The sequence below is a fragment of the Lentzea sp. NBC_00516 genome, from assembly GCF_036346835.1.
Taxonomy (GTDB): Bacteria; Actinomycetota; Actinomycetes; order Mycobacteriales; family Pseudonocardiaceae; genus Lentzea; species Lentzea sokolovensis.
The window spans coordinates 2,788,697-2,804,000 of sequence record NZ_CP107840.1; the positions used below are offsets into that span (position 1 = coordinate 2,788,697).

General features: G+C 69.3%; 15 protein-coding genes. 8 read left to right on the forward strand and 7 right to left on the reverse strand.

The window, feature by feature from the left end; genetic code table 11:
• Window positions 1-19: 19 nt before the first annotated feature.
• Window positions 20-955 (reverse strand): SDR family NAD(P)-dependent oxidoreductase, encoded by a 936-nt coding sequence (locus OG205_RS12530; RefSeq protein ID WP_330276387.1) that lies wholly within the window; start codon window positions 953-955, stop codon window positions 20-22.
• Window positions 952-1,584 (reverse strand): NAD(P)-dependent oxidoreductase, encoded by a 633-nt coding sequence (locus OG205_RS12535; protein ID WP_330276388.1) that lies wholly within the window; start codon window positions 1,582-1,584, stop codon window positions 952-954. Before OG205_RS12535 ends, OG205_RS12530 begins: the two co-directional genes overlap by 4 nt.
• 58 nt (window positions 1,585-1,642) lie before the next feature.
• Between OG205_RS12535 and OG205_RS12540 the strand changes: the two genes are divergently transcribed.
• Window positions 1,643-2,215: a TetR/AcrR family transcriptional regulator gene (locus OG205_RS12540; RefSeq protein WP_330276389.1), complete on the forward strand. Its 573-nt coding sequence runs from the start codon at window positions 1,643-1,645 to the stop codon at window positions 2,213-2,215.
• Between the two features lie 12 nt (window positions 2,216-2,227).
• On the opposite strand, the gene OG205_RS12545 is transcribed toward OG205_RS12540, so the two are convergent.
• Complete coding sequence (locus tag OG205_RS12545; RefSeq protein WP_330276390.1) at window positions 2,228-3,238, reverse strand: lysyl oxidase family protein; 1,011 nt, start codon at window positions 3,236-3,238, stop codon at window positions 2,228-2,230.
• Between the two features lie 278 nt (window positions 3,239-3,516).
• Here OG205_RS12545 and rph point away from each other — a divergent pair, with 278 nt between their 5' ends.
• Window positions 3,517-6,039 carry a rifamycin-inactivating phosphotransferase gene (gene rph, locus OG205_RS12550; RefSeq protein WP_330276391.1) on the forward strand — a complete coding sequence of 841 codons (2,523 nt, stop codon included), beginning with the start codon at window positions 3,517-3,519 and terminating at the stop codon, window positions 6,037-6,039.
• Here the strand turns inward: rph and OG205_RS12555 are convergent.
• A complete protein-coding gene (locus OG205_RS12555; protein WP_330276392.1) occupies window positions 6,036-6,638 on the reverse strand; it encodes a TetR/AcrR family transcriptional regulator in 603 nt (200 codons plus the stop codon). The two genes, rph and OG205_RS12555, sit on opposite strands and share 4 nt — an antisense overlap.
• A 109-nt stretch (window positions 6,639-6,747) precedes the next feature.
• Between OG205_RS12555 and OG205_RS12560 the strand changes: the two genes are divergently transcribed.
• From OG205_RS12560 to OG205_RS12570, 3 genes are read left to right on the forward strand one after another with little or no spacing between them, the layout of a single operon-like run.
• The gene (locus OG205_RS12560) at window positions 6,748-7,974 is read left to right on the forward strand and encodes a cytochrome P450 (RefSeq protein ID WP_330276393.1); all 1,227 of its coding nucleotides are present in this window, start codon (window positions 6,748-6,750) and stop codon (window positions 7,972-7,974) included.
• Window positions 7,971-8,165 (forward strand): ferredoxin, encoded by a 195-nt coding sequence (locus tag OG205_RS12565; RefSeq protein ID WP_330276394.1) that lies wholly within the window; start codon window positions 7,971-7,973, stop codon window positions 8,163-8,165. The genes OG205_RS12560 and OG205_RS12565 overlap by 4 nt, the downstream gene beginning before the upstream one ends.
• Window positions 8,165-9,334, forward strand: a complete 1,170-nt coding sequence (locus OG205_RS12570) for an NAD(P)/FAD-dependent oxidoreductase (protein ID WP_330276395.1) — start codon at window positions 8,165-8,167, stop codon at window positions 9,332-9,334. Before OG205_RS12565 ends, OG205_RS12570 begins: the two co-directional genes overlap by 1 nt.
• A gap of 11 nt (window positions 9,335-9,345) precedes the next feature.
• Here OG205_RS12570 and OG205_RS12575 read toward each other — a convergent pair whose 3' ends face one another.
• Entirely contained in the window at window positions 9,346-9,873 is a 528-nt protein-coding gene (locus tag OG205_RS12575) for a hypothetical protein (RefSeq protein ID WP_330276396.1), read from the reverse strand.
• Window positions 9,874-9,978: 105 nt separating this feature from the next.
• On the opposite strand from OG205_RS12575, the gene OG205_RS12580 reads away from it, so the two are divergent.
• Complete coding sequence (locus OG205_RS12580) at window positions 9,979-10,479, forward strand: hypothetical protein (RefSeq protein ID WP_330276397.1); 501 nt, start codon at window positions 9,979-9,981, stop codon at window positions 10,477-10,479.
• Window positions 10,480-10,515: 36 nt separating this feature from the next.
• Here OG205_RS12580 and OG205_RS12585 read toward each other — a convergent pair whose 3' ends face one another.
• Together OG205_RS12585 and OG205_RS12590 are read right to left on the reverse strand one after the other, a co-directional pair.
• The gene (locus tag OG205_RS12585) at window positions 10,516-10,797 is read right to left on the reverse strand and encodes a DUF3040 domain-containing protein (protein ID WP_330276398.1); all 282 of its coding nucleotides are present in this window, start codon (window positions 10,795-10,797) and stop codon (window positions 10,516-10,518) included.
• A gap of 138 nt (window positions 10,798-10,935) precedes the next feature.
• Complete coding sequence (locus tag OG205_RS12590) at window positions 10,936-12,387, reverse strand: amidase (RefSeq protein ID WP_330276399.1); 1,452 nt, start codon at window positions 12,385-12,387, stop codon at window positions 10,936-10,938.
• Between the two features lie 346 nt (window positions 12,388-12,733).
• Here OG205_RS12590 and OG205_RS12595 point away from each other — a divergent pair, with 346 nt between their 5' ends.
• Complete coding sequence (locus tag OG205_RS12595) at window positions 12,734-13,318, forward strand: TetR/AcrR family transcriptional regulator (protein WP_330276400.1); 585 nt, start codon at window positions 12,734-12,736, stop codon at window positions 13,316-13,318.
• A 20-nt stretch (window positions 13,319-13,338) separates the two neighbouring features.
• Window positions 13,339-15,285, forward strand: coding sequence for an ABC transporter ATP-binding protein (locus tag OG205_RS12600; protein ID WP_330278155.1), 1,947 nt, complete (start codon window positions 13,339-13,341; stop codon window positions 15,283-15,285).
• Window positions 15,286-15,304: the final 19 nt, after the last annotated feature.

The following is a 15,304-nucleotide window of genomic DNA, read 5'->3' on the forward strand; positions in this document are numbered from 1 at the left end:
GGGGTACCGACAGTTCTGATCATTCCCCTGTTCGGTCCCCCGCACTGATCTCATCCGCCCAGTCGGCACTGAGTTGCCAGGCCTTGTCGCGCGTGCCGGGGTCGTAGGAGACGCTGGGCGACCGTTCCTCCTTGTCCCGCACGTAATAGCGGCCCGTCACGGTCGCGAGGCCGGGGTCCGTGGCCAGGCGCAGTGCCGCCTCCGCACCGGCTTCCGGTGTCAGCAGACGACTGTGGATCAGTGATCGGAAAGGCCTGAGCGCGGCGGGCGTGATGTCGTCGACGATGCTCGTGCTCACGATCCCGGGGTGCACGGCGTTCACCGTCACGCCGTCGTCGTGCCACCGGTCGGCGAAGACGTAACCGCAGATCGTGCTCAGCAACTTGGCCCTCGCGTAGGCGGTGAACGGGGCGAAGCCCTCGGCGGGATTGAGCTCACGCAGGTCGGTGACGCCTCGGAGGTCGAGCGAGACCGGCCGGGGCCTGCCGGGCAGCGGCACCGAGCAGGTGTCGGACATGGTCGCCGAGACGACGTTGACGACACGGCTGGGCGCGGCGGCCTGGAGCCGGTCACGCAGGAGATAGGTGAGCGTGAACCCGGCCAGGTGGTTCACGGCCAGGTGCGCCTCCACGCCGTCGGCGGTCAGCCGCCGGTCGCGGTAGTGCGCCCCGGCGTTGTTGATCAGCAGGTGCAGCCTGTCGTGACGGCGCGAGAACTCGGCGGCGAGCCGGTGCAGGTCGCGGCGGACACCCAGGTCGCCGGTGAGCACCTCCACCTGATCGGCACCGATCTCGCGCCGCAGTGCCTCTCCACGTTCACCGTCACGGCTCGTGATGACGACATGGGCTCCGGCACGGACCAGTTCCGCGGTGATGACCCTGCCCATTCCGCCGGCGCCACCGGTCACCAGCGCGACCTGGCCGCTCAGGTCGATCCGGCCACTGTGGACGTTCATGCGGCGATCCCCGGGGTCTGGCGGACGAACGCCGGTCGCACGGCCTCGCACACGAGGAAGTCGGCCAGATCGGCGCGCGACACCGAGGAGGTCACGGTGACGCGCAGATCGTTGCCCGTGCGGTAGCCGCCGGTCGCCGCAGTGTCCTTCAACGCGGGCGGCCGGACGATCGTCCAGTCCACATCGGACTGACGGATGAGCGCCTCCATCACCTCCTTGTCCCGCATCTTGTGCTTGACCGACGCCCAGAGCAGCACGGAGTACAGCGACCGGTCACGGCTCTCCGCCGCGCCGTGTGCGCTGACGGCGACAAGGCGGCGCACGTCCGTCTCCTTCATCGCGAGCAACGTGGCGCGGATGCCGTCCGAACAGACCGTGGACGGGCCACGGTCATTGGTGCCGAGTGCGCTGATGACCGCGTCGTGGCCTGCGACGACGTGGGCCAGGTCGGTCAGCACCGGCAGTACCGACACGGTCAGGCCGGGCGCGGACGGCATCGCGTCACTGCGGCGCACAACAGCCGTGACGGCGTGCCCGGCTCGCAGCGCGACGTCGACGACAGCCCGTCCGGTGCCACCGCTCGCACCGAGGACCACCAACCGGGAAACTTCTGAGTCACTGTGTCTCATAAGTTCCACTCTGCCGTCCCACGTGCTTCTGAGTCAAGTTGTCTCATAAGATGTCGTCATGGCCGACTCCACCGACCCGCGCATCACCCGCAGCCGCGAGGCGATCCTCTCCGCCGCACGGGAGCTCCTCCGCGAGGACGGTCCGGCCGCGGTCACCCACCAGAACGTCGCCAAACGCGCGGGAGTCGGGCGCGCGACCGTGTACCGCCATTGGCCGCAGCCGAGAATGCTGCTCGACGACACGATGGCCGGCGTCCGGATGCCGTTCTTCCGAGACCCCGTCCCGCCCGTCCGCCCGTGGCTGGCGCGGCAGATGCGCACACTCGCCGACGAACTGGCCCTGCCCGAGGTGCAGGCGGTGACCGCGGCGCTGTTCCACGGACCGTCGGACGAGCCCGACGCGACCGTTCGACGCGAGCAACTCATCGCCACGATCAGCGGCCAGCTCGGCACAGCCCTGGACTCGGCGACCCGGACCGGCGAGCTTCAGCCGTCTGCCGACCTCCCCGACGCCCCGGCGATCATCATCGGCCCCCTGGTCTTCCGGAGCATGTTCGAGCGCCGCCCGGTCACCGACGCGATGATCGATCACCTGCTGGACGCGATCGGGACCTGGACGATCGAGAGGTAGGCCGGTACCGGTTCAGCGGCAGGCGCAACAGCAGCAGCTCTGCTCGGCCGTTCCGCACTCCGGCCTGCCCGGCGCGGATTCCCGGATCGGACCACTGCGGGCGCGGGCGAGCAAGTCGTCCGTTTTGAGCTGTCCCGAGCACCGCTCCTGCCCCGGACAGCTCCGCAGCAACGTGACGGCGGGGGCCGCGGTGATCACCGCGGGCCGCCGCTTCGCCCCGCCCGGCCACTGCACCGAGATCGAGATCGACGAGGAGTTGTTGTCGTAGCGGGACTCCGCGAGGGTGCGGTCGGAGTTGACCGTGTTGACCAGGTCGTAGGTGCCGGAGGCGACGTTGGTGAGGTCGAGCCACTGGAAGTCGACACCCTTGCGGTAGTCGTCGCCGCTGCCGACGGAGATGCCCTCGAACATCTCCGTGGCACCGGGGTCGTTCCTGCCGCAGTTGCTCTTCTTCAGGCGTTCGGCGAGCTGTCCTTCCGGACTGGCCGGGTCGGGCAGTCCACCCGCGTCGGCGTTCCGGTAGCGGTCTCCCAGGCAGAAGCCGTTCTTGCGGTCGGCGACCACCGTTTTGCCACCCGGCGTGCGCAACTGCATCCGCGCGAACCCCATGAGGTGCCAGTGCAGGTGCGTGGGCGTCGGCTCGTAGTACATCGACGTGGCAGTGGCGCGCCGGGCATCGTCGTAGGTGCCGGGAATCGGTCCGCCGCGCGACGTCTGGAACGCCTGACGCACCGACATCTCGTCCGAGGTCCGGTCAGGACGGCGGCCGTGCAGCATCAACGGGCCTTCGCCCACGTTGTCCATCGCCGTGGTGAACCGGATCCGGACGGCCCGGATCTCGCCGGACGTCACGCACTCCCCGTTGGGCGCCTGGGCATCGGCGACCATGCAGACGTCCCAGTCCCTGCACAGCGAGGGATCGCCGCCGTAGCCACCGGCGCACCCGACCGGCGCCTGGCGGAGGTCGGGAAGCAGGGGCCGTTCGTCCGCCTGAGCCGGTTGCGTCAAAGCCAGAGTGACCACCAGCGTCAACCCTGCCGCGCTCCACCTTCTACCAGAACCCACGGCGGACAAGGCTAGAGCCGGACATCACCGGCAAGCCGTCACCAGCGCCAGATGTACCCGGCCGAGTGAACGATTCCCGGGGGCCAGAGACGAAAAAAGGGGAGATCCCCTCTCCCCACTTCAACATATAGCGCACCCCTGGGCTTGCGGCAAGCCCCTGTTCGGCGCGCAGAATCTCCCGCCTGACGCAAAGCTCGTGCCAGTGCGCGAGACGAGGAATCGGGGGAAATGACCGGATGAGCGGCTATGTGGTCGGTCTCGCTGAAGTCGACGACACGCGGATCTCGCTCTGCGGCGGCAAAGGAGCGAACCTTGGAGAGGTTGCCCGAATCGAGGGTATCCAGGTGCCTCCCGGCTTCTGCGTGACGACGGACGCGTTCGACCGGGTCCTGCGCGAGGCGCCGTCGATCGGCGAGCGGCTGGACCGGCTGGGACTCCTCACCGCGGACGACCGGGAGGAGATCGCGGCGCGGAGTGCGGAGGTGCGGCAGGACATCGAGCGTCTCGTCGTGCCTGCCGAAGTGGCAGCAGAGATCACGGACGCGCTGGCGCGGCTCGGCGAGCGAACCCCTTGCGCGGTGCGGTCGAGCGCGACCGCGGAGGACCTGCCGACCGCGTCGTTCGCGGGCCAGCAGGACTCGTACCTGAACGTGGTGGGAACGGCGGAGGTCCTGCGGCACGTCAGCCGGTGCTGGGCCTCGCTGTTCACCGAGCGCGCTGTGACCTACCGGCTGCGCAACGGTTTCGACCACCGCGAGGTGCGGATGGCCGTGGTGGTGCAGCAGATGGTCTTCCCGGACTCGGCCGGCGTTCTCTTCACCGCCGACCCCGTCACGTCCAGCAGGCGGATCTCCTGCGTCGAAGCCGTTCCCGGGCTCGGTGAGTCCTTTGTGTCCGGTCTGGTGAACGCGGACATGTACCGCGTCCTCGACGACGAGATCATCGAAAAAACGGTCGCCACCGGGCAACCCGCGCTGACGGACGCGCAGGTGGTGCGCCTGACCCGGCTCGGCCGGCGGATCGAGGAGCACTTCGGCAGGCCCCAGGACATCGAGTGGTGCCTGGCCGGCGACGAGTTCCAGATCGTCCAGAGCAGGCCGATCACGACGCTGTTCCCCGTCCCGGAGACCGATGACGACGACAACCACGTCTACGTCTCGGTCGGCCATCAGCAGATGATGACGGACGCCATGAAGCCGCTGGGCCTCTCCGTGTGGCAGTCGACGACGCCCAGGCCGATGGCGATCGCGGCAGGGCGGCTCTTCGTCGACGTCACCCCGATCCTCGCCACGCCCCAGAGCAGCGCCGCGTTCCTGGACGTCGCGGACAAGGCCGATCCGCTGATGGGCGACGCCCTGCGCACCGTCCTGGGCCGCACCGGCTTCGTCCCGGCGGGCGACGGGTCCGGACCGTCGTTCCCCGGCACCGCGCAGGCCGAGATCGAGTCCGATCCGGACCTGGTCACCGAGCTGATCGGGAACGCCGAGGCGTCCGTCGCCGTGCTGAAGCGCGACATCCGGGGGAAGTCAGGACCGGAGCTGCTCGAGTTCGTCATCGCGGACTTCGAGGAGCTGCGCCGGATCCTGTTCGACCCGCGCAGCAACCAGGTGATCATGGCCGGGATGCAGGCGACGTGGTGGCTCAACGAGAACCTGCGCGAGTGGCTCGGTGAGAAGAACGCCGCCGACACGCTGACGCTGTCCGCTCCGCACAACGTCACGTCCGAGATGGGACTGGCGCTGCTCGACGTCGCGGACGCGATCCGCCCGCACCCCGAGGTCGTCGCGTTCCTGCAGAACGCCGAGGGCGACTTCCTGGACGACCTGTCCGGGTTGGAGGGTGGCCAGGAGGCACTCGACGCCATCCAGGACTACCTCGGCAAGTACGGCATGCGCTGCGTCGGCGAGATCGACATCACCAGGACGCGGTGGAGCGAGAACCCCGCCGCACTCCTGCCCATGATCCTCACGAACGTCAGGAACTTCGAGCAGGGCGCCGCGGGGCACCGCTTCGAACAGGGCCGGCAGGAGGCGTGGAAGAAGGAGCAGGAGGTCCTGCAACGCCTGCTCGTTCTTCCCGGCGGCGAGCAGAAGGCCGCCGACACCAAGCGGATGATCGACCGCGTGCGCACGTTCATCGGCTATCGCGAGTACCCGAAGTACGGGATGATCAGCCGCTACCTCGTCTACAAGCTGGCCTTGCTGGAAGAGGCCGAACGCCTCACCGGCGCAGGCCTGCTGGAGTCCGAAGAGGACGCCTTCTTCCTCACGCTGCAGGAACTTCACGAGCTGACGCGCACCGGCCAGGGCTACGGCGAGGTCATCCGCGAGCGCAGGGAGGCCTTCAGGTCGTTCGAGGTGCTCACTCCCCCGCGCGTGCTGACCTCCGACGGCGAGGCCATCAGCGGAAGCTACCGGCGCGACGACCTGCCGGAAGGTGCGCTCTCCGGTCTGGCCGTCTCCGGCGGGACGGTCGAAGGACGGGCCAGGGTCGTCCTGAACGTGGCGGACGCCGATCTGGAGCCGGGCGACATCCTCGTCACCGCCTACACCGACCCGAGCTGGTCACCGCTGTTCGTGGCGATCTCGGGCCTGGTCACGGAAGTCGGCGGCATGATGACGCACGGCGCGGTGATCGCGCGGGAGTACGGGCTGCCCGCGGTCGTCGGCGTCGACCAGGCCACCCGGACGATCCAGGACGGTCAGCGGATCAGGGTGAACGGGACCGACGGGTTCGTCGAGATCCTTCCGGCGCGCTAGGGGGCCGCGGGGCTGGGGAACGGGATCGCCTTGGTGTGCAACAGTTTGAGCGTCTCGCGGGTGATGTCCGTGACGTCGACCCCGCCACCGCTCGCGGTCCACGTCTGCACAACGACCTCGATCACGTTCATCGTGCTCGCGGCGGTCAGCGCGGCGTGCAACACATCCCCGGTCCCGTTCTCCCGACGGAGGATCTCCTGGGCCAGCCGCTGACGCCAGCTCCAGCACAGGTCGGCCAGACCGGCCCGCAGCCCCGTGGTCTTGTCGAAGATGTCGTACAGCGCGAGCAGGCGCGCCGAGTTCGCCCCGATCGTCTGCTCGACGCTGTCGACGACGGCGTAGAGCGCTTCGGACAGCGGCGTTTCGTCGGGCTGGGCGAGGAAGGCGTCCATCGCCGCGTCGAGCCCGTTCTCCACGAAGCTGACGACCAGCGCCTCTTTGGTGGAGTAGTAGCGGTAGAGCGTCCGCGTGCCGACCTCGGCCGCGGCGGCGATCTGCTCGATGGTGGTGTCGTCGTACCCCTGCGCGACGAACAGGTCGAACGCCGACTCGGCGATGAACCTCCGGGTGCGTTCCATCTTCGTCTCGCGCAAGCCCACAGCGCACCTCCCTGCCCCGTCTCCCGCGAACGGTAGCACTGCCACATGGCAGTCACTGCCACATGACACACAGTTGCGGCAGTGCATGTCATCTGGCAGTCTCGGTCATATGACAGCGACTGCCATATTTTCTCAGTTCCCGACCGAACGCGACTCCGGCTGCCCGTTCGATCCGCCCGCCGAGTACGCCGAACTGCGCGCTCAGGAGGGCACGGCCTCGCTGGCCTGTCCGGTCGGCGTCGAGGCCCGCGTTGTCAGCCGGTACGCCGACGTGCGCGCGATGCTGGGCGATCCCAACCTCAGCTCGCACGCGGCCCCGTCCACGCACGTCGTGGCGGGCGGCCTGCTCGACCGGCCGGTGGCGCCCGGCAGCCTGCTGAACATGGACGGCCCCGGCCACGCCCGGTTGCGGCGCCTCCTGACGCCGGAGTTCACCGTCAAGCGGATCCAGGCCATGCGCCCCTACATCCAGGGCCTGGTCGACGACCACCTCGACGCGCTGCTGGCGCGGACCGGGCCGGTCGACCTGGTGGCGGACTTCGCGCTGCCGATCCCGTCACTGGTGATCTGCGAACTGCTGGGCGTGGACTACGCCGACCGCGACCGGTTCCAGGAGCAGACCGCGGTGCTGATCGGCACGAACAGCGACCCCGCCGCGCTGGAGCAGGCCAACCTGGAGGTCGTCGGGTTCATGACCCAGCTGGTGCTGACCAAGCTGGCGGCGCCGAGCGACGACCTGCTGGGCAGGCTGATCGTCAGGGCCGGGGAGAACGGCCAGGAGCTGTCGGTCGAGGAACTGGTCACCCTGGGCATCACCCTGCTGATCGCCGGGCACGAGACCACCGCGAACATGATCGGCCTGAGCACGCTGGCCCTGCTGCGCCAGCCCGACCAGCTGGCCGCGCTGCGCGCCGATCCCGGACTCGCGGGCACCGCCGTCGACGAGATGCTGAGGTACCTGTCGATCGTGCAGTTCGGGGTGCTGCGCCAGGCCACCGGCGACGTGACGATCGGCGACGAGACGATCAAGGCCGGTGAGTGGCTCGTGGCCGCGTTGTCGGCCGGCAACCGGGACGAGTCGGTGTTCCCCGACCCCGACCTCATCGACCTGAAGCGCGAGGCGACCGCGCACCTGGCGTTCGGCTACGGCATCCACCAGTGCCTCGGTCAGCAGCTGGCCAGGGTCGAGCTGCAGGAGGTGTTCGCCCGGCTGCACCAGCGCATCCCGACGCTGCGACTCGCGGTTCCGTTCGAGGACATCGAGTTCAAGAACGACGCGCTGGTCTACGGCGTGCGCTCGCTGCCCGTCACGTGGGACCGCGAGGACAACCGATGAAGGTCCGGATCGACGTGGACGCCTGCGTGGGGGCGGGCCAGTGCGTGCTCGCGGCGCCGGACGTGTTCGACCAGCGCGACGAGGACGGCATGGTGGTCCTGCTGCTGGAGGACCCGCCCGAGGAACTGGAGGCGGCCACCGAACACGCCGCCCTGCTGTGCCCGGCGCTCGCGATCGTCGTGGACAAGTAGTGGGGAACCTGGAACGGGTGGTCGTCGTCGGCGCTTCGGCGGCCGGCGTCACCACCGCCGAGACGCTGCGCCGCGAGGGCTACACCGGCAGGCTCACCCTGGTCGGCGACGAGAAGGTGCTCCCCTACGACCGGCCACCACTGTCCAAACAGGTCCTGGCGGGCACGTGGGAGCCGGAGAAGACGTTGCTGCGGCCCGATTCCGCATATGTGGACCACGACATCGAGCTGAAACTCGGGAGTGCCGCGAGCGGACTGGACCTGGCCGGTCGCACGGTAGCGCTGTCGAACGGCGAGGAGATCGCTTACGACGGCCTGGTGATCGCCACCGGGACGACCCCGCGAAAACTCCCGTTCGGCCACGACCTCGCCGGGGTCCACGTGCTGCGGACCATCGACGACGCGCTGACGTTGCGCGGCGACCTGCTGCGCTCGTTTTTTGTTGTGGTCGTCGGAGCGGGATTCCTCGGCACCGAGGCAGCGGCGGCGGCCCGGCGGCTGGGCCTGGACGTGACGCTGGTCGACCCGCTGCCCCTCCCCCTGGTCCGCCAGTTCGGTGACCAGGTCGCTTCGACGATCGCCGAACTCCACGAGGAACACGAGGTGCGGCTGCGCACCGGAACCGGCGTGACCGCGTTGCACGGCGACATCGCGGTGTCGGGAGTCGAACTGACCGACGGAACCGTGCTGCGGGCGGACGTCGTGCTGGTCGCGATCGGCGCGGCGCCCACCACCGCCTGGCTCGACGGCTCCGGCGTGCCGGTGGACGACGGCGTGGTGTGCGACGCCACCTGCCGCGCCGTCGACGGCGTGTACGCCGCCGGCGACGTGGCGCGCTGGTTCAACCCGCACTTCGGTTCGCTGATGCGGGTCGAGCACCGGATGAACGCCACCGAGCAGGGCATGGCGGCGGCCCGCACCCTGCTCGGCGCGCGGACCCCGTTCGCCCCGGTGCCGTACTTCTGGACCGACCAGTTCGACGCGAAGATCCAGGCGTACGGCGTGTTTCCGGCCGACGCGGAGATGGTGGTCGCTCACGGGCAGCTCGCCGAACGCAAGTTCGTGGCGCACTACCTCGCGGCCGGCCGGGTCGTGGGCGTGCTCGGTTGGAACATGGCCAGGCAACTGCGCCAGGACCGGCAGCTGATCTCCCCGGCAACCGTTGCCTGACCTGCCGGCCCCTAGGAGACCCGGAACAGCCGCTCGTACGTCGTGTTCTCCGGTGTGAAGACCAAGTCGAACTCCGGACCGGCTCCGGTCGCGGTCTCTCGCAGCCGTGCCAGGACCTCGGCCGCCGGTGGCAGTTCGAGGCCGAGCACGTCGGCCGCACGCTGCCGTCGTGCGGGCAGGTCCGGCATGTCGTTCAGGTACTCGGCGGTGAGTTCCGTGTTCTCCTGCTCGGTGAACTCGCGGAAGTCCCGCCACCACGGCGCGACCAGCAGCAGCTGCAGCAGACTCCGCAGTCCGATCGCGACCAGCGCCGCGCCGCCTTCCGAGTCCGCGTACAGCACCGGGCGTTCCTCACCGCCGTCACCGCAGAAGAAGAACGTGCCTCCCGCGCCGTCACCGGCGAACCCCTCCAGCGCGGCACCGGACGCGAGGTGCACCTCCTCCACGTGATCTGCCCGGTCGAGTTCGAAGTCGCCCGGCCAGGCCAGGAAACGAGCGGTTTCGGCGTCGTTGGCGATGATGGCGATCAGTGACGGCACGGCACGCATGGTAGGTGAGCGCGGGAATGCGCCGACTGGTCGACTCCGGGAGGGGTCCCGCGCCGGCTCCCTACGGTTCCGGCAACGCGGAAGCCGGGAGTCGTCATGGTGAAATGTGTGGCCTGTGGCCAGTGGCTGTTCCGGAAGGCCAGGTTCACGCGCAAGACGACGTGCCTCGTGTGCGGGAAACCGCTCGAGGAACTCGCGGACCGGCTGGCGGCGGATGCCAGGCTGCGCCAAGCCCTGCACGACTGGCTCACCGCGGCCCCGGCCTATCGCGGTGCGACATATGACAGAACAACAAATCTCACGCTGCAGCACGCGATCGACGATCTTGCGACGGTGGTTCGCGCAGGGCCGCTGTGGGAGTTCTGCCCTCAACGCCTGCAACTGTCACCGAACTCGAACTCGAGCTCGAGCTCCGAACACGAGGACCTCATGTTCGTCCACCTGTCGCCGACGCTTCCCCGCGGTCACTCAAGGGTGTTGAGCAGGCGAGTTCTGCGATACCGGCACCGCACTGATCCCGACCCCGTCCAGGTGATCGAGTTCGGCAGCGTGTTCAGAAGCGCGGGCAGCGGCACCACGATCCTCTGGGAGTACTGAGGACCCAGCGCACGCGTTGCCGGCAGGGGCCGCTCGCTACTCGCGGTGCTCGCGCCAGACCCGCACGGCGAACCAGGCGAACACTCCGAGGGCCACGCAGGCGCCGAGCACGACGAGCACCACCGAGGACAGCGTCACGCCGGTCATCACGACGATCAGCCCGGCCGCGTAGGTCAACAGTGCCGTGGCGAGGAGCAGGGTCCTGCGCGGCACCTTGGGTGCCGGACGGGTGAGCTTGGCGGCCAGCTTCGGGTCGTCCTCGGCGAGGCGGCGCTCGATCTCGTCCAGTTCCTGCTGCTCGCGGTCCGGCAGTCTCATTCCCGGTCCTCCCGCTGGGCTGGTCAAGGCGTCACCTACGCCAACGCACGGGACGGCTCAAGGTTCCCCGATCATCGCGCGGACTCGTGGCCGGGTGCGGCTGCCAGGCCTTGCGGAGTGCGCAGGGGGCCTGCCCGGCTACCTCGGTGCCTCGAAGCCGCCGGTCCTCCGCTCCAGCAGTTCGGCCAGCCGGAGCGGGGTGCGGTCCTCGAACATCGGGCCGATGAGCTGCACTCCGACCGGCAGGCCTTCGGGGGAACGGCCCGCGGGTACGGCGGTGGCGGGCAGGCCGGGCATGGTGGCCAGGCCTGCCCAGACGAGCTGGTCGAAGTACGGGTGCTCGACGCCGTCGATGTCGATGCGCCGTTCCAGCGGGTTGGGGTCGTGGTCGTGCCGGAACGCGGGGGTGGGCGTGATCGGGCACACCACGACGTCGAACTCGGCGAACAGCTGCCGCCAGCCGTGCCGATGGATCTCGCGGCGGTTGTTCGCCTCGAGCCAGTCGCGGTGGCTGCACACCAGGGCGCGCTGCCGCACGGCGTCGAGACTCCGGTCGTCCGCGCTCAGTCCGGCGGCGCGGGTCTGCAGTTGCTCGTACGACTCGATGGGGAAACGCGCGACGGAGCCCGAGATCAGCAACCGCATGTAGAGCGTCGCGGCTTCGGTCAGGTCGGGCAGCAACGGGCTGTGCCGTTCGACGCGGGCGCCGGCCTCGACGAGCGCGGCGGCCACCCGGTGCACGCCCGCCCGCACGGCGGACCCGGTCGGGATGAGCGGATGGTCGTCGAGGACCAGGACCCGGAAATCGCGGAGCCGTTCGTGCCGGGCGGGCGGCAGTGCCACCCGGTGCGCCTTGCCGGACGTCAGCGGGTCCGGTCCCGCCATGACGTCGAGCAGGAGCGTGAGGTCGCGGGCGGAACGCGCCATCGGACCGACGACGGCGAGGTCGAGGTCGGTCGGCAGGACCGGGTCGGACGGCGCGACCATGCCGCGGGTCGCCGCCAGTCCGACGGTCGGCTTGTGCGCGTAGACGCCGCAGAAGTGCGCGGGGGTGCGCAGCGAGCCCGCGAGGTCGGAGCCGATGGACAGCGCGCCGAACCCGGACGCCAGGGCCGCCGCCGAACCGCCGGAGGAGCCACCCGGCGTGCGACTGTGGTCCCACGGGTTGGTGGTGGTGCCGTAGATGTCGTTGAAGCTCTGGATGTCCTGCAGCCCCAACGGCACGTTGGTCTTGCCGAGCACCACCGCGCCCGCGGCCCTGAGTCGTGACACCTGCACCGCGTCCTCGGCCGGCAGGTGGTCGCGGTGCGGCGGCATGCCCCAGGTCGTGGGCAGCCCGGCCACGTCGTAGCACTCCTTGACCGTCACCGGAACGCCGAGCAGCGGCCGGTCCTCACCCCGCGCCCGTGCCTGGTCGGCACGGTGGGCGGCGGCCCGTGCCCGGTCGAAGTCCGGCACGCAGATCGCGTTGATCACCTCGTCGTCGCGCTCGATGCGGGCGATCGCCTCGTCGGCAAGTTCCACCGATGTCACCTCGCCGGCACGCAACGCGGCGACGAGCTGTTCTGCCGTCTGAAAGCTCCATTCCATGAATTCGAAGCTAATGACGTGACTCAGAGGGCACGAAATTCCGATTCGCGAAACAGGGACGCCGAACATCCCAACGCCGAAGGTGGCTACCCGCAGGTCACAGCACCGAAAGTGGATCAGCTCCCCCGCGCAAGCCATGAAATTCCGCATCGCACAACAGGACGGAGGTCTCAGTTCTTGTTCGCCCACCGATGTTCTCGATCGCAGTTTTTATCCACGTTCGCTCATCCCGCCGAGCGCGCACTCCTGCCTCACAGGAGCCCATACTCGTTTGACGGAGTGAGCACTCACTCCGCATGATGGACGCATGACACCAGCATCCGAAACCCGGCGAAGAGCGCCGAGCATGAGCGCGGAAGACCGGCGCGCCATGATCGTGCACGCCGTGCTGCCGCTCCTGATCGAGCACGGCGCGAACGTGACGAGCAGCCAGATCGCCCGCGCCGCCGGCATCGGCGAGGGCACCATCTTCCGCGCGTTCAAGGACAAGGACGAGCTGTTCGACGCCTGCACGGCCGAGGCGCTCAGGCCCGACCACGTGCTCGACGCGATCACCGAGATCCCCGTCGACCAGCCGCTGGAAGACCGGCTCGTCGAGGCCGCCGAGGCGCTCGGCGCGCACCTTGAACGAATGGGCGCGCTGATGGGCGCGCTGCACGCGTCCGGCCGCGTCAAGCACCGCGACCCCGAACAGCGTCACAAGGACGGCGCCAGGAAGGGCGGGCGCCGCGAGTCGATGGCCGCCATCCGAGGGGCGATGGTCGAGCTGTTCACGCCGGAGAAGGATCGGCTGCGGCTGCCGCCGGAGCAGCTCGCCGCGCTCTTCATGACCCTGTTGTTCGGCGGCCGCCGGCTGACGGCGGACGTCGACCCGCCCACCACGCGCCAGGTGGTCGACTTCTTCCTGCGCGGCGCCGTGGAGGCTGAATGATCCCGGGCGGCGGGGGCGGCATGGAGTTCATGCTGGGCAGGCGCGGCCGGCGGCGGCGCGCCACGACGGTGCCGGAGAGCGGGCTCACCGGACCCGTCGACATTCCGGAACCGAAGCCGGACGACGAACCGAAGGATCTGCGCTCCCGGCTGAAGCGCGTGAAGACGTCCGTGGCGGGCACCGTCCGCGGCCTGCCGAAGGTCGCGAGGCTGACGTGGCAGGCCAGCCCGGCCCTGACCATCGTGCTGGCGCTGATCACGCTCCTGTCGGGGCTCCTGCCGACCGCGACCGCCTACATCGCGAAGCTGCTGCTCGACTCCGTCGTCGCGGCGATCCAGCACACCGGCACCACGGGTGACATCGCGAAAGTCGCGCTGCTCCAGTTCGCCGTTCTCGGCGCGACCGCGATCAGTGGCGCGCTGACGTCGATCGCGCAGGCGCTGCTGCAGGAACGCATGACGCTGACCATCCGCCACCGGGTGATGGCGCACGCCAGCGACCTGCACCTCGCGTACTTCGAGGGCTCGACGTCGTACGACATGCTGCGTCAGGCCGCTCAGGAAGCGCCGACGCGCCCGCTGTCGATGATGAACTCCGCGCTGGGGCTCCTGCGGACGCTGATCACGTTCGGCAGCATGATCGCGCTGCTCGTCTCGATCAGCCCGCTGCTCGCCCTGGTCGCGCTGCTGGCGCCGATCCCCGCGTTCATCTCGCAGTCGAAGTACGGCTCGCGCGCGTTCTGGCTGACCTTCATGATGTCGCCGATCAAGCGGCGGATGGACTACCTGTCCTCTTTGGTCACGACGGACACCTACGCCAAGGAGACGAAGCTGTTCGGGCTCGGCCCGTACTTCGTCGACCGGTTCCGCCGGCTCGGCACCGTCTCCTACGAACGGCAGCGGAAGCTGACGGTCAACCGCAACATCAGCTCGACGTCCTGGGGGCTGCTGAGCACGTTCGCGGGTTCGGCGATCACGTTGTACATCGCGCTGGAAGCGGTCGGCGGACGGCTCACACTGGGAGACCTGGCGCTGTACACGGCTGCCGCGGCGTCCGTGCAGACGTCGGTGTCCGGGTTGTTCACCGCGCTTTCGGGGATGTACGAGAACAACCTCTACCTCGACACGCTGTACCGGTTCCTCGACACGAAGCCGGAGATCACGGCGCCGCCGTCGCCACGGCCGATGCCGTCCACAGTGGAGGGTCACATCGAGTTCGACTCGGTGACCTTCAGCTATCCGGGCGCCGAGGATCCCGCGCTGGACGCCGTCAGCTTCGAGATCCGGCCCGGCGAGACGGTGGCGGTGGTGGGGCGCAACGGCGCGGGCAAGTCGACGTTGTTCAAGCTGCTCTGCCGGCTCTACGACCCGACCGGCGGCCGCATCCTGCTCGACGGCGTCGACATCCGCGAGTACGACCCCGTCGCACTGCGCACGCGGATCAGCGCGATGTTCCAGGACTACGTGACGTACCAGGGCACTGCCGCCGAGAACATCGGCCTCGGCGACCTGACCCGGCTGGAGGACCGGCCGCACATCGAGAACTCGGCCCGCCGCGCCGGCGCGGACGAGCGGATCGAACGGCTGCCCCAGGGCTACGACAGCCCTCTCGGGCGCTGGTTCGACCAGGGCGTCAGCCTGTCGGGCGGTGAGTGGCAGAAGATCGCGCTGGCCAGGGCGTTCCAGCGGGAGGCGCCGATCCTGGTGCTCGACGAGCCGACGTCGGCGCTGGACGCGCGGGCCGAGCACGACCTGTTCTCGCGACTGCGGGAACTGTCGGAGGGCCGGACGACGCTCTACATCTCGCACCGGTTCTCGACCGTGCGGCAGGCGGAGCGGATCCTGTTGCTGGAGCACGGGAAGGTCGCCGAGTACGGGACGCACGAGGAACTGATGGCGACCAAGGCCGGGTACGCCGAGCTGTTCACGCTGCAGGCGCAGGCATACCTGGACGAAGTGCCCAGCTGATCCACCTTCGCGGCCGCAC